The sequence below is a fragment of the Brevibacillus sp. YAE8 genome (assembly GCF_057543335.1).
In genome coordinates, this window is record NZ_BAAIYG010000003.1 from 378883 (window position 1) to 392379 (window position 13497).

At 52.9% G+C, this 13497-nt stretch carries 12 protein-coding genes and 2 pseudogenes; 2 read left to right on the forward strand and 12 right to left on the reverse strand.

The genetic code is table 11. The features are described 5' to 3' along the window. The 11 genes and pseudogenes from moaA to AC27IT_RS07390 form a co-directional block, all read right to left on the reverse strand. Nucleotides 1-1008, reverse strand: a complete 1008-nt coding sequence (moaA, locus tag AC27IT_RS07340; RefSeq protein WP_026557026.1) for a GTP 3',8-cyclase MoaA — start codon at nt 1006-1008, stop codon at nt 1-3. Further along, entirely contained in the window at nt 995-1816 is an 822-nt protein-coding gene (fdhD, locus tag AC27IT_RS07345; RefSeq protein ID WP_487091718.1) for a formate dehydrogenase accessory sulfurtransferase FdhD, read from the reverse strand. Before fdhD ends, moaA begins: the two co-directional genes overlap by 14 nt. A gap of 36 nt (nt 1817-1852) precedes the next feature. Then, nucleotides 1853-2203: a Na-translocating system protein MpsC family protein gene (locus AC27IT_RS07350; protein ID WP_005832873.1), complete on the reverse strand. Its 351-nt coding sequence runs from the start codon at nt 2201-2203 to the stop codon at nt 1853-1855. After that, on the reverse strand, nt 2200-2622 hold the full coding sequence (locus AC27IT_RS07355) for a phosphate-starvation-inducible protein PsiE (RefSeq protein ID WP_005832875.1): 423 nt from the start codon (nt 2620-2622) through the stop codon (nt 2200-2202). The genes AC27IT_RS07350 and AC27IT_RS07355 overlap by 4 nt, the downstream gene beginning before the upstream one ends. Before the next feature lie 44 nt (nt 2623-2666). Continuing rightward, entirely contained in the window at nt 2667-3146 is a 480-nt protein-coding gene (locus AC27IT_RS07360) for a helical membrane plugin domain-containing protein (protein ID WP_005832877.1), read from the reverse strand. Next, entirely contained in the window at nt 3146-6097 is a 2952-nt protein-coding gene (gene fdhF / locus AC27IT_RS07365) for a formate dehydrogenase subunit alpha (protein ID WP_005832879.1), read from the reverse strand. Before fdhF ends, AC27IT_RS07360 begins: the two co-directional genes overlap by 1 nt. A gap of 246 nt (nt 6098-6343) precedes the next feature. Beyond that, nucleotides 6344-7357: a cytochrome d ubiquinol oxidase subunit II gene (locus AC27IT_RS07370; RefSeq protein WP_007785108.1), complete on the reverse strand. Its 1014-nt coding sequence runs from the start codon at nt 7355-7357 to the stop codon at nt 6344-6346. Beyond that, nucleotides 7354-8682 carry a cytochrome ubiquinol oxidase subunit I gene (locus AC27IT_RS07375; RefSeq protein ID WP_283859101.1) on the reverse strand — a complete coding sequence of 443 codons (1329 nt, stop codon included), beginning with the start codon at nt 8680-8682 and terminating at the stop codon, nt 7354-7356. The genes AC27IT_RS07370 and AC27IT_RS07375 overlap by 4 nt, the downstream gene beginning before the upstream one ends. Before the next feature lie 193 nt (nt 8683-8875). Further along, complete coding sequence (locus AC27IT_RS07380; RefSeq protein WP_283859100.1) at nt 8876-9088, reverse strand: heavy-metal-associated domain-containing protein; 213 nt, start codon at nt 9086-9088, stop codon at nt 8876-8878. A gap of 24 nt (nt 9089-9112) precedes the next feature. After that, nucleotides 9113-9607, reverse strand: coding sequence for a helical membrane plugin domain-containing protein (locus AC27IT_RS07385; protein WP_487091719.1), 495 nt, complete (start codon nt 9605-9607; stop codon nt 9113-9115). A 111-nt stretch (nt 9608-9718) separates the two neighbouring features. Continuing rightward, nucleotides 9719-11856 (reverse strand): annotated as a pseudogene (locus AC27IT_RS07390) (molybdopterin-dependent oxidoreductase); the annotation flags it as partial. Nucleotides 11857-12158: 302 nt separating this feature from the next. Here AC27IT_RS07390 and AC27IT_RS07395 point away from each other — a divergent pair. Together AC27IT_RS07395 and AC27IT_RS07400 are read left to right on the forward strand one after the other, a co-directional pair. Continuing rightward, a pseudogene (locus tag AC27IT_RS07395) lies at nt 12159-12782 on the forward strand (hypothetical protein); the annotation flags it as partial. 88 nt (nt 12783-12870) lie between these two features. Further along, nucleotides 12871-13110 (forward strand): Ger(x)C family spore germination C-terminal domain-containing protein, encoded by a 240-nt coding sequence (locus AC27IT_RS07400; RefSeq protein WP_035422680.1) that lies wholly within the window; start codon nt 12871-12873, stop codon nt 13108-13110. Between the two features lie 50 nt (nt 13111-13160). Here AC27IT_RS07400 and AC27IT_RS07405 read toward each other — a convergent pair whose 3' ends face one another. Beyond that, nucleotides 13161-13472, reverse strand: coding sequence for a hypothetical protein (locus tag AC27IT_RS07405; protein WP_025848392.1), 312 nt, complete (start codon nt 13470-13472; stop codon nt 13161-13163). Nucleotides 13473-13497 lie beyond the last annotated feature (25 nt).

Genomic DNA, 13497 nt, shown 5'->3' on the forward strand with positions numbered 1-13497 from the left:
TTATCCTCCAATTTGCGACATGCGCCTTGCCGTCGGTACATGAGATTGGCTTTCATCTGCCAAAGCCTTGGCCATTTCGTGATTCATCGGCTTGATGCTCAACGCTTTGAAAAAAAGCTGGCGAATCGCTTCATCGTCTCCGATATGCTTGCGAACGTTAAACTCGTCTGCCCAATACAGGCACGGCTTGATGTTGCCATCCGCCGTCAAACGCAGCCGGTTGCACGTTTCGCAAAAATGATCGCTCACCGGGTGAATCAACCCAAAGCTGCCTTTGGCCCCGGCAATCCGAAAGGTCTTGGCGGGACCGTTGCCGCGCACGTCATGGCTTTCCTCTGTTTCCCAGCCAAGCTGCTTACATCGCTCCAAGACGGTCGACAGCGGCAAATACGACTGTTTCCAGCGCATGTCGTTGTGGCCGATCGGCATGTACTCGATAAAGCGGACTTGCACAGCGCCGTCCAGCGTCAGCCGCAAAAAATCTTCAATCTCGTCGTCGTTGATTCCCTTCATGAGAACGACATTCAGCTTGATCGGCCAAATCCCGGCTTGTTGACAGGCCGCGATACTGTCCAAAACGCGCTGGACATCGCCGCCGCGGGTGATAAGCGAAAAACGGTCGGCCTTCAATGTATCCAGGCTGATGTTGACGCGCTTCAAGCCCGCTGCTTTTAATTTCGCCGCCTTTTTCGCCAAAAAAATGCCGTTGGTCGTCAAGGCAATGTCTTCGATTCCCGGTGTTTCCGCTATCGCTGCGACCAGTTCTTCAATGCCTTTGCGGACGAGCGGCTCCCCGCCCGTCAGCCTTACTTTTTTCACGCCCATTTCGGCCAACACTCTGACAACCTCGGTAATCTCGTAAAAAGACAAAATGTTTTCGTCCGGCTCAAATTCCATCCCATCCGCTGGCATACAGTACACACAGCGCAAATTGCACCGATCGGTTACGGAAAGGCGCAAATAGTCGTGAACGCGGCCAAACGAGTCCACTAATTCACTTGGAATCACTGGACGTCCCCCCCTCGGCCTGTTCGATTCGCTCAGGCCAGGTGTACACGTTGAACGACTGGTTGCGAATAAAGCCAACGGTAGTAATGCCAAGCTCCTGCGCCAGCCGCAGGGCCAGCTCGGTCGGCGCCGATTTGGACAACACGATGCTGCATCCGATCTTGGCTACTTTCAACAGTACTTCTGACGAAATCCGGCCGCTGAACACCATGATTTTGTCTTCTACCGGCACGGAATGCATCAGGCAATGCCCGTACAGTTTGTCGAGGGCATTGTGCCTGCCGATGTCCATTCGGGAGGCGACGATCCCGTTTGCATCGCACAGGGCAGCATTGTGAACGCCGCCCGTGTCCTGAAAAAGCTTCGCTGACTGCTGCATCGCCTGCATGAAGCGAAAGCAATCCGCGCTTGAGATCGTCACGCCTGTCGTTTCCAACTTTTTCACCGTGCGCGCGTCGTTGTAAAAGTAAAAGCTTTGGCGGCTTTTCCCGCAGCACGAAGTGACGTACCGTTTCGAGTGGAACATCTGGTTGTACCTGTTCACTTTTTCGGCGCGGACGTAGGCGTACCCAGTGGTTTCGTCCACAAACAGGTCAGTCACATCCGTGTATGCCTGAATTACCCCTTCAGACGCCAAAAAGCCAATGACAAGCTCTTCGATGTATTCCGGGCTGCACACTAACGTCGCAAACTCTTCCTCGTTCAACATGATCGTAATCGGCGACTCTGTAACGATGGAATCTTCTACTTCCTCCAAAGCGCCATTTTCATAGTGCAGGACAGGAGACAAAATAGACACGGGCTGAATCACGATTGTTTCCCACCTTTCCTTTGCTGCTGCTCGTTATGAAATGGATCGGTCCAGTACATATACGGTCATGGCGATGTCTTCTTCCAGGCTGATATCGGAAAAAATCCGCAAAATTTTGGCGTCGATAATTTCCTCCAGCTTCGCTACTACCGCCGGATCATTGTAAATGTTCTTCACCAGCTTCGTACGCGCATCGTGAACCATTCGTCTGCCGTCTTCGGACATAATCATGAACTTTTCTACGTTGGTCAAATTGCCTTTCATCTCGCAAATGACCCACGGCCCGCAAAACCGAGTGAGGATTTCGCGCGGACCGTTTCCAACGTATTCCTTGCGTATCTCGCGCACAAGCATGCTGAATTGGTGCTCAAGACTTTTTGTCATTCGATATTCTCCTTTAGCTCCCCGACCTTGTTCTGACGGGGAGCCAGCATAATATAGCTGATGACCAGGATAAAAATAACGAGCGATAAAATCAGATTGTTCATCGCATCATCCCGATTGACGATGATAAAACGCACAGTGCCTGTGATCCCGATATAGATCAGATAGCGCAACGGAAAGTGATACGCTTCGTGGAAATACTTGACGATCATCGAAACGAAGACAAAGTAGAGAAAAAAGGCCAAGACTTTTTCCAAAATATCATGGACGTTATTATTTCCTTGAAGGGCATCCAGAACAATGGCATACAGTTCGCGTACAAGGTAAAAGCTCAAGACCAACCCGAGAATGATGAGCGAAGTATTTAGCATGAGTTGATAAAAGCGCACGATTGTCAATTCGTTGTTGCTTTTCGTCATCCAACTAGCTGACCTCCTCTTCAAAAAGCTTGCTGCCTGTTTCATCAGTCTTTCAATCCTTCCCCGACTCCTTTCAGCAGGTTGATGCCAAATCCCATCGCCCGGTTGATGTCCGGATCGCGCAACGCTTTTATCAAATCGAACACGCCGACCTTTGCTCCCGACTGCAAAGCTTCATCCGCTCTTTGCAGCCCTTTGGTAACGCCGGCCATCAGCTTTTTGGTCATTTCCGGATCGAGCTCTGTCAATCCTCCCGCCGCCGCCATCGCATTGTTAATCATGTTCGTGACGGGCGGACGAACCATTTGTCCGACGACGATTTTGGCGATATCTTCTTTCGCTTCGACAGCGGCGTTGAGCGCCCCCAGTATGCCGCTGTCATGCAACTCCTGCAGCAGCTTGATCGTCGCCTGAATCCCCTCCGGATTTTCGGCCAGGGATTGCAGGACGCGATCGACTGTTTGCGCTTGTTTTTGTTCTTCGCTAACCTCTGGTTTCACTACTTTCGTTATCGGTCTTGCCATTATTTTTCTCCTCCCGCAACGTTAACTTCTGCAATCGGCACGTAATCTTCTCTCGCCCATTTCCGCTCTACCTGGACACCCAGTTGCGGGTTTCGTTTCGCGTAGCGAGGATTGTACATAGGCAGCGGGGTCATGCCTTTTTCTTTGAGCAGCTCCATGCGCACCTTCGTCTGTTTGTACGCAGGGGTTTGCGTGCGAACGTCGCCCACGCTGCCTGTCAGCAGGTTGATCGCATTTTCATGGCTGACGGAGTGCATCGGTACGTACAGTTCGTTGCCGCTGACCCGATCGGTCACGAGCACCCGCAGCTTGATCGCTCCGTACGGCGAGACGAGGCGAACCAGGGAACCGTCTTGCACGCCGCGTTCGCGGGCAAGTTCAGGCGAAACCTCCACAAACACTTCCGGCAGTTTGTACTGGATTCCTTTTGACTTGTTCGTCATGTTTCCTTCGTGGAAATGTTCCAGCAATCGACCATTATTCAAAGTAAGGTCAAATTCCGATGGATATTCCACAGGCGGAATGTATTCCACGAGCGAAAGTCTCGCTTTGCCGTCCGGGAAGTTGAAGCGCTCCTGGTAGAGAAGCGGTTCGTCGGTGCCGTCTTTTTGTACCGGCCAATGCAAGCTGTTCCATCCTTCCAGACGGTCGTAGGACACGCCTCCGTAAAGCGGCGCCAGGCTGGCGATTTCGTCCATGATTTCGCTCGGATGCTGGTAGTTCCAGTTGGCTCCCATGCGTTGCGCGATCATCTGGATGATCGCCCAGTCCGGCTTGGAATCGCCAAGCGGTTCCAAAACTTGATACAAACGCTGGATGCGTCTTTCGGTGTTCGCGAACGTACCGTCTTTTTCCAGCGATGGCGACGCTGGCAAGACGACATCGGCAAATTGCGCCGTTTTGGTCAGGAATACGTCCTGGACGACGAAGAAGTCTAGCTTGCTGAGCGTGTCGTGCACGTGGTTCGCGTTGGAATCTACCCACGCCATGTCTTCGCCCATCAGGTACATCGCTTTCAGTTCGCCTTTTTCGACGGCTTCCAGCATTTCGATATTGGTCAAGCCCGGTTTGTTGGAGATGGTGACGCCGTACGCTTTTTCAAATTTCGCTCTCGCCGCATCATCGGTAATATGCTGGTACCCTGGCAGCCAGGTAGGCAGCGTGCCCATGTCGCAAGCGCCCTGGACGTTGTTGTGTCCGCGCAAAGGATAAGCGCCCGCTCCTGGACGGCCGTAGTTTCCTGTCACCAGCAGCAGGTTGGAGATCGCCGCCGATGTATACGAGCCTGCGACGTTTTGCGTGACGCCCATTCCCCACAAAACGCAAGTGCCGTCCGCTTCATGGATCATTTTGGCGGTCTGGATCAGTTGTTCTTTGCCGAGTCCGGTAACTGCTTCGGCGTAGTCCAGCGTGTATTTTTCCAGCATGGCGCGATATTCGTCAAACTGGTTCACCCGCGCCCGGATATACGCCTCGTCATGCCAGCCCTGGTCGATGATGTACTTCGCAACGGCCGTCAGCCAGACAAAATCGGTTCCTTGTTTCGGGTGCAGGAACAGATCGGAGCGCTCTGCCATCTCATGCTTGCGCAGGTCGGAAACAATCAGTTTTTGCCCGTGCAATTTTTTCGCCCGTTTTACGCGGGTTGCCAAAACGGGATGGCCCTCTGTCGGGTTCGCCCCGACGATGATGACCAGTCCGGCGCTGGCGATATCTTTAATCGTGCCTGAGTCTCCGCCGTATCCGACAGTTGCGAGCAGTCCGTCGGTTGCGGGCGATTGGCAATAGCGGGAACAGTTGTCGATGTTGTTCGATTCAAAAACTTGGCGCGCCAGCTTTTGCATCAGGTACGCATCTTCGTTTGTCGTTTTCGACGAGCTGACAAAGCCAAGCGCTTCGCCTCCGTAGGTTTGCTTGATCGCACCCATCCGCTCGGCAATCAGCGTCAGCGCCTCATCCCACGTCGCCGGAACGAAGGCGTCGTCTTTGCGAATCAGGGGCGTAGTCAAGCGCTGGTCGCTGTTGACAAAATCCCAGCCGAACTTCCCTTTCACACATGTGGAGACGCTGTTGACCGGAGAGTCTTCCGTTGGCTCCACTTTCAAAATGTGGCGGCCTTTGGTCCATACTTCAAACGAACAGCCTACGCCGCAGAACGTACAAACCGTTTTCGTTTTTTTGGTTCGCGTCTCCCGCATCGCCGCTTCGACTTCTGAAATCGCAAAAATGCTGCTGTACCCAGGCTCGACTTCTTTAATCAGATCGATCATCGGGTTCAGCAGGTCTTTTTGAATGCCTGACATGAATCCTGCCTCGCCGAGCATCGATTTTTCCATCAGCGCATTGCACGGGCAAACGGTCACGCACTGACCGCAAGATACGCACGAGGAGTCGTTAATCGATTTGTTGTCATCCCAAATGACTCGCGGGATTTCCCGCTCCCAGTCGATGGTCAGCGTTTCGTTTACTTGCAAATCCTGGCATACTTCGGTACAACGTCCGCAGAGGATGCATTGATCGGGATCATAGCGGTAAAAAGGATGCGACATGTCCACTTCGTAGTTTTTGCCGCGGAACGGACGCGTTTGGTGGTCGATTTCGAGCAACTCTGCCGTGTTGTGCACCCGGCAATTTCCGTTGTTGTTGTCGCAGACGGTGCAATACAGCATGTGGTTTTCCAGGATGCGGTCCATCGCTTCGGTCTGCGCGCCTTTTGCCCGCTCGGAGGAAGTGAGAATCTTCATCCCGTCTGCAATCGGCGTCGAGCACGCCCGCATAATTTTTCCGTCCACTTCGCACATGCACGTATCACAAGTTTGAACTGGGCCTAAAATGGGTGAGTAGCAGATATGCGGATGCTCGATGTCGTGTTGCAGCAGGTAGTCCAGGATGTGGGTCCCTTCTTCCGCTTCGTGCTTCACGTTGTTTAGTTCAAACTTTACCTTTTTCATTTCCCAAAAACCTCCAGAATCATAATAAAAGCCCACCATAAAACAATTCGGGCATAACGCATGCACAAATTGTCTTATGGTGGGCTAATGACTAAGCATCAATTGATACCAGTTATCCATCCCATTCGTATGGAGGAGATCAGGATGCGTTGGCTATACGTGATGACCAACCATCAATGATCGACTATAGCTTCATTATAGCACCAAAACCGCCCGAAAATCCAACTCTTTTTGTTGAAGGATTGCTCACACCTTGCCTTTCACATATCTTGCGTTAAAAATGAACAGCCGCATCAGCAAAAACAGCGACGGAATAAGCAACACCATCCCGCCGATGAAAGCCGCGACCAAAAACTTGGCCATCGTCGGATTCGTGACGCTCGTATGAAAGGAGACGTACGGGTAGAGCAAATACGGCAAATGGGACTTTCCGTACCCCCAGAACGCCGTGAAAAATTGCAGCATGACGGAAATGAACATCCAGCCGTATGCCCTTTTGACGATCAATAAGCGCAGCGCATTCAAGAAGAAGCCAAACGACAAAATAAACCAGATGCTATGGTCCATGAGCGAAGAAAAATGCTCAGGATTATGCTTCCACAAGGCCATAAAGACGAGCAAAGACGCAAAAATCGTCGGCAAGCTGTTAAACAGCGCCCATTGCCGCAGCACGCCCTCTGCCTGCGCGTCCTCCGCCCGATTCGCGTAATAGGTCAAAAAGCTTGCGCTGATAAACAGCACACTCACGAGAGCCAAAAACACAACGGCCCAGGAATACGGGCTGTAAAAAAGGTTGCCGGGCAAAAAATGCGGGACGCCGCCGTCCATTTCGATAAATCCCCCTTCCGATATCGTCAGGACGGTGGAAAAGGAAGCCGGGATCAGGACGCCTGTTGCCGCGTACAAAAAATGGTACAGGTGGCTGCTCGGATTGCCGTATTTGCTGAAGGCGTAAAAAGAGCCGCGAATCGCCAGCAAGACCAGGGCGACGCTCGCCGGGACGAGTAGCGCTGTCCCGTAGAAATAGCCTGTCTCCGGAAAAAAGCCGACGATGCCGACGAAAAAGAACACGAGAAAGACGTTGGTCACTTCCCAGACCGGCGACAAATAGCGGGTAATCACTTTGTTGATGATTTCTCCTTTGCCTGTGATCCTTCCGTAGTAGGAGAAAAAGCCCGCCCCGAAGTCAATCGAAGCGACGATGATATAGCCGTACAAAAACAGCCAGAGGATGGAGATTCCAAGCCCTTCCGTCGTCACGTCTGCTCACTCCTCGCATCCAGTAGCGGCTCCACCGGATTTCTGCGCGCCATTCGAACCAGCACATACACGGTCAATATGCCTAAAAGAGCGTAAATCACACTAAACAGGACAAGCATCGACCCGACGTCTGGCGATGTTGTCGCCGCCTCTGATACGATCATATACCCGCGCAAAATCCATGGCTGCCGCCCTACTTCAGCAAAAATCCAGCCAAATTCGATCGCAAGCATCGACAACGGGCCTCCGAGCACGATCAGGCCGAGCAGCCAGCGGTTCCATTCCAGTTGCGGCTTCCAGATCCGGCAAGCGACAAAGATACAGGAAAGCACAATCATGAAGCTTCCAATCCCTACCATCAGGTCGAACCAGTAATGAATGATTAAGGGAGGCCAGTTTTCTTTCGGAATGTCGTTTAAGCCCGTGACCTCTCCCTGAAAGCTGTCGGTTGCCAAAAAGGAGAGCATGCTTGGCAATCGGAGGGCGTAGTTCACCTCGTTCGTCGTTCTGTCCAAGGTTCCCCCTACCAGAAGGTCAGCGTGCGTTTTCGTCTCGAAATGCCATTCCGCCGCAGCCAGTTTTTCCGGCTGGTAGGCAGCGAGAAACTTGCCCGACAGATCGCCCACCACGGCCGTCGCCACTGCAAAAATCAGTCCTACCGTCATGCTCAGTCGCAACGCCTTTTTATAGTACTCGTTGCGGTGGCCCCGCAAAATAAACCAGGCCGCAATGGCGGCGATCACGAAAGCCGTTGTCATGTACGCAGACGTGAGTACGTGCGCTACCTTGGTCGGCGTCGCCGGGTTGAACATCGCTTTTAACGGCTCGATGTTCGCAATCGCTCCGTTTTCGATCGTAAACCCTTGTGGCGTATTCATGAACGCATTTACCGTCGTTATGAAAAAGGCGGACAGGCCAGAGCCAATCGCGACCGGAATCAAGACGAGCAAATGAAAGAGCGGCTTTTTAAACCGGCTCCACGTGTACAGGTAAATCCCTAAAAAAATCGCTTCAAAGAAAAAGGCAAACGTCTCCATAAATAGCGGCAGAGAAATCACTTGCCCCGCGATTTTCATAAACCCCGGAAACAGAAGGGACAATTGCAGGCCGATGATCGTCCCCGTCACGACGCCAACCGCAACCGTGATCGAATACCCTTTGGCCAGCCTGCGCGCCAAAAGCCTGTACTGCTGGTCTTTTTTCACAATCCCCATCGTTTCAGCCAGCAACAGCAACAACGGCATTCCCACTCCGATGGTGGCATAGATGATGTGAAACCCTAACGTAAGTCCGAATAAAATTCTGCTTTGCAACGCCAAATCCATCCGCTTTCCTCCTTAGCAGCATTCGGTCGTCCCTGCTCGTCTGCCGGTCGGCAATGCAGCTTTCGCACACATGGAGAATCGTCATCTGCTGCGCGGCTCGGGTATCCGCCTCTTGCTCCTTGGCAGCCTCTTCTTCTGCGCGTCCGCACACTTCACACAGTCTGGACATGCGATCAGCCTCCCAATTTCCTGTTTATTTCCCGGCTACTTTATAGCCCAAATCGCGAATCACCTGTTGAAAATCTACCAGCGACGCTGCCTTTTCATCGTAGGAAACGAGCGCTTCGCCTTTCGCCAGGCTCACCTCCGCCTGCTGGATGCCCCAAACGCGGTGCAGGGCAGCGCTCACTTTTTCCGCGTCGTTTTCATCCTTCATTCCCTGCACGGGGATTTTGTCTGTATGCATTCTCGCGCCTCCTTGCTGTCGCGGTCAATGAACGTGCTTCTCGGCTTCCTGCATGCCTTCGCCCATTCCGCGCAAAAAGTTAATCATGGAGCCAAGCGCGAGGGTGACGTTCGGCTCCATCATCGCCCTGCCCATTCCCATCAGGCCCATCGGTTTCTCGCTTTTCGTGTCCGTTAACCGCACGATTCCATGATCGACGGCGTTCAAGATGTTTTGCAGCTTGCCAGGCTCCAGATTGCCCAAAAACTGTAGCGCGTTCATCCCGTTTTTCATGATCCGGTGCATGCCGGGCTGGTTGAGCTGGGACACGGCGATAACCCCGATGTCATGCCGATTTTTCAGCGCTCCCTGGACGATGTCCAAGACGCCAATCTCCTGCAATTCCTTCACGATATCGAGCAACGTAATCAGCGCCTGGTGGTTTTCGCTCACCGCATCCAGCACCTGATGGATCGCCTTTTGCTTTTCTTCCTCCGGCGTGGGAATGTACCGTTCAATGTTTGTAATCGCTTTGGCCATCGGCTTGCCCTCCTGTTCCGAGTAAATCGGGGATGGAAATCCAGTCGTCACGCTTCCGTCCTTGATGTCTCGTTCTTCGGCCAGCTCCGGCGAAACCTCCAGCCACGGATTCGGAACCTTGTGGGTAATTCCCGTCGCTTTATACGTCATGTTTCCTTCATGGAAATGCTCCAGCAGGCGGCCGTTGTTCAGATGCAAGTCGAAGTCCTTCGTCAGCTCGAACATCGGCGGCAGCCAGTCAACCTGAATCAGTCGTGCCTTTCCATCCGGGAACGGGAACCGCTCGGTAAAAAGCAACGGCGTATCCTCCCCGTCAGGCTTCACTGGCCATAGCTGGCTGTTCCAGCCTTCCAGCCGCTCGTAGCTGACTCCGGCAAACATCGGAGCGAGGCTGGCTGCTTCCACCATGATTTCACTTGGGTGCGTGTAGTTCCAGTTTGCGCCCATCGTGTTGGCCAGATCGCGAATAATCATCCAGTCCGGCCTGGATTCGCCCAACGGCTCAAACACTTTGTGCAGCCGCTGAATCCGCCGTTCCGTGTTGACGAACGTCCCGTCTTTTTCCAGACTCGGCGATGCGGGCAGCACCACTTCGGCAAACTCGCCCACAGGATGCACGTGCCGTCGGCTTCGTGAATCATCGTCGCCAGCTTTATCAGCTCTTCTTTTGTCAACCCGGTCACTTCTTCGGCATATTCAAGGGTGAACTTTTGCAGCGATTGGACGAACTCTTCGTAGCCGTTTACCCTTGCTTGAATAAATTCTTTTGCTTCCCAGCCCTGGTCGATGATGTATTTCGTAATCGCGGAAATCCAGACCAGATCGGTTCCCGGCTTCGGATGCAGATGCAAATTCGCTTTTTGCGCCAATTCGTTTTTCCGCAGATCGACAACCGCGAGCTTTTGCCCAAACAGCTTGTGCGCTCGCTTGATCCGGGTCGTCAGCACCGGGTGGGATTCCGCCGGATTGGCCCCGACCACGATGACCAGGCCGGCGCTGGCGATGTCCTGAATCGTTCCCGAGTCGCCGGAGTAGCCAACCGTCCGCATCAACGCCATGGAAGCAGGCGACTGGCAATAGCGGGAGCAGTTGTCGACGTTGTTCGTCTGGATGACAGAGCGGGCGAACTTCTGGAAAATGTAATTTTCTTCATTGGTGCATTTGGAGGAAGCGATGAAGCCGATCGAATCTGGCCCGTACTTTTCTTTCAGTTCGTTCAGTTTCTTGCTGATAAACCCAAGCGCTTCTTCCCAGCTCGCTTCGACGAATTTGTCGCCTTTGCGAATCAACGGCCTGGTCAAGCGTTCTTCGCTGTTGACGAAATCCCAGCCCCATTTCCCTTTGACACAGGTGGAGATGCCGTTTACGGGCGCTACTGGCTGCGGCTCGATTTTCAAGATTTTGCGGCCTTTCGTCCATACCTCGAAGCTGCAGCCTACCCCGCAATACGTACAGACCGTTTTGGTCCGCTTAATCCGGGTTTTGCGCATGCTGGCCTCGATTTCGGATACGGCAAAAATTTCTTTGTAGCCAGGTTCCACTTCTTTGGTGATGTTAATCATCGGCTCCAGCACATCGGCGGGAATCCCTGTCATATACCCGGCTTCGCCGAGCATGGATTTTTCCATTAACGCGTTGCATGGGCATACGGTGACACAATGCCCACAGGAAACACAGGAAGACTGGTCGATCGGCACATCGTTGTCCCAGATTACGCGCGGATTTTCGCGGTTCCAGTCGATGGAAAGCACTTCACTGACTTGCAGATCCTGGCATGCTTCCACACAGCGGCCGCACAGGATGCATTGATCGGGTTCGTAGCGGTACATCGGATGGGATAGATCGGGGGGATACGGCTTCGGCTTGAACTCGTATTTTTGATGCTCAATTTCCAGGTACTCGGCGGTGTTGTGGACGACGCAGTTTCCGTTGTTGTTGTCACAAACCGTACAGTACAACTCGTGATTGCGCAAAATGCGCGACATCGCCTCCAACTGCGCTTCTTTGGCCAGCTCCGACTTTGTGTTGACGATCATTCCCGGCTCGCTCCCCGTTGCACAGGAGCGAACCAACTGGCCGTTCACTTCCACCATACATGTATCGCACGTCTGAATCGGCATCAGATTGGGATGTTTGCAGATATGAGGAATATAACAATCATGGGATTCTGCCACATCCAAAATCGTTTGCCCTTGCACGGCGGGGTACATTTCGTCGTTGATTTGAATCGTGTACGATCGCTCGTCCATTTTGCCATCCCTCCACAAAATAAAGAACATTCTGGTATGTACACAAAGCAAACAAAGGTAAATAAAATGCCTGTACCCTTTCTATTCTGAAGTTATTCTGTCGTAACGCTGGGGGATTATACATTTTTACGCAGACGCTGTCCGGGCGCACGAGCTGCAGCTTTACACCCCGCCTGCTCACGTTGGCAACAAAAAACCCAGGGTGTTTGCCCTGGGTGTCGTGCCGGAGAATCGCGTATAGAGAGCGGTATGACGGCGCGATTTTATCGTTGGCACTCGGCCCGATCATCGGGGACATCCTCATGTACATCTTTACCAGCTCGATGCTGACGTTTCGCGGCCAAGGGTTGCCGGAAATCTTGCGGCACGCGTTGCCCAGGGCCATTGCGATTCCGGCGCTGCTGCTTCTGGGCAGCGCGTCGTTTATATCGGGAGCGCTCGTATTGATTAACTACGCCTTCATCGTGTCCCGCTATTTAAGCCCGGAGACTCCGGTGTACGTACTGTTGATTCTATTTGTTGCGGTAGCGAGCTTCGGCGCCTTGCAAGCTTCGAAAACGGTGCTGTACAGCACGGAGCTGATTCTGATTTTGAACGTGCCGCTCCTGCTGTTTTCAATTGTCAAGGCGTACACGAACCCAAACATGAACTTCGACGAAGTAAGGGCGATGATTGATTACACGTGGATTTTTCCCAGTTGGAAAAGCCTCGCCGTCTCGACGTATGCGGTGACGGGATACATCAGCCTGTCGATTTTCAACCGCGCGTTTTCCGGTGTCCAAATACTCAAGCACCGCTGGACGATCCCCTGTATCGGGTTCAGTATCCTGTTTACCGCGTTTTTTGTCCCGATCGGCATTTTGGGAACGGACGGCGTGAACAACTATATTTTCACATGGGTTTCCACTGCGGATGCGATTCGCTTGAAATACGCCTTTATCGAACGGGTCGTGTATATTTTTCTGCTCATTTACTTGGGCATTTCCTATTTATTCGCCATGATTACATGGCGCCTTGTTCGGGATCGGGACCGTAATCGTCGGAAGCTGGCTCAGCGAAGGGACAAAGCGCTATCACCACGTGCTGCGAAAGCTGCAGACGCTTGGCGTCGATCCGATCGGGTTTGGCTTGCGCTATCGGGCTACCCACTACGAGCGGGAAAAAGACTGGGAGAGATGGAAAGCGATCTATCCCCGGCTCGACTGGCAAATCAAGGTGAACATCGACCTCGTCGGATCGGGCGGAATCAAATGACACAGCCGCCCACAAAGACAAAACGACCCTCTGCACGGGGTCGCCAGTTTCTACTCTTCTTTTTTCATGACGCTGTACTCGTCGCGCACCATGGAGACGTCATCGCCTTGCTGGGTCATCTCCAGCTTGTACAAAATGTCGGAAAGCACCGAGGCGACGATCAAGGTCAGATCGCCCGTATTGACGGGTTGGCGAAAATAGTGCCCGATCATCTCGTAGCCTTTTCGCTTGAACGATTCGGTGTCGTCCTCGCCCAAGGCATCACACAATTCTGCGATCAACTCGTTCAACGCGATTCGCGCCCGCTCGTACACGTCGGGCTGATCGGTGGAAACGGCATCTGCTTCCTTTTTCTGGCCCAAATTGTCTCTCCTCCTTCCCCCTATA

Coding starts and splice junctions, on each gene's coding strand:
- AC27IT_RS07350 (WP_005832873.1), bottom strand. CDS start 2,203: ATGACAAAAAGTCTTGAGCACCAATTCAGCATGCTTGTGCGCGAGATA.
- AC27IT_RS07355 (WP_005832875.1), bottom strand. CDS start 2,622: ATGACGAAAAGCAACAACGAATTGACAATCGTGCGCTTTTATCAACTC.
- AC27IT_RS07360 (WP_005832877.1), bottom strand. CDS start 3,146: ATGGCAAGACCGATAACGAAAGTAGTGAAACCAGAGGTTAGCGAAGAA.
- fdhF (WP_005832879.1), bottom strand. CDS start 6,097: ATGAAAAAGGTAAAGTTTGAACTAAACAACGTGAAGCACGAAGCGGAA.
- AC27IT_RS07375 (WP_283859101.1), bottom strand. CDS start 8,682: ATGGATTTGGCGTTGCAAAGCAGAATTTTATTCGGACTTACGTTAGGG.
- AC27IT_RS07380 (WP_283859100.1), bottom strand. CDS start 9,088: ATGCATACAGACAAAATCCCCGTGCAGGGAATGAAGGATGAAAACGAC.
- AC27IT_RS07385 (WP_487091719.1), bottom strand. CDS start 9,607: ATGGCCAAAGCGATTACAAACATTGAACGGTACATTCCCACGCCGGAG.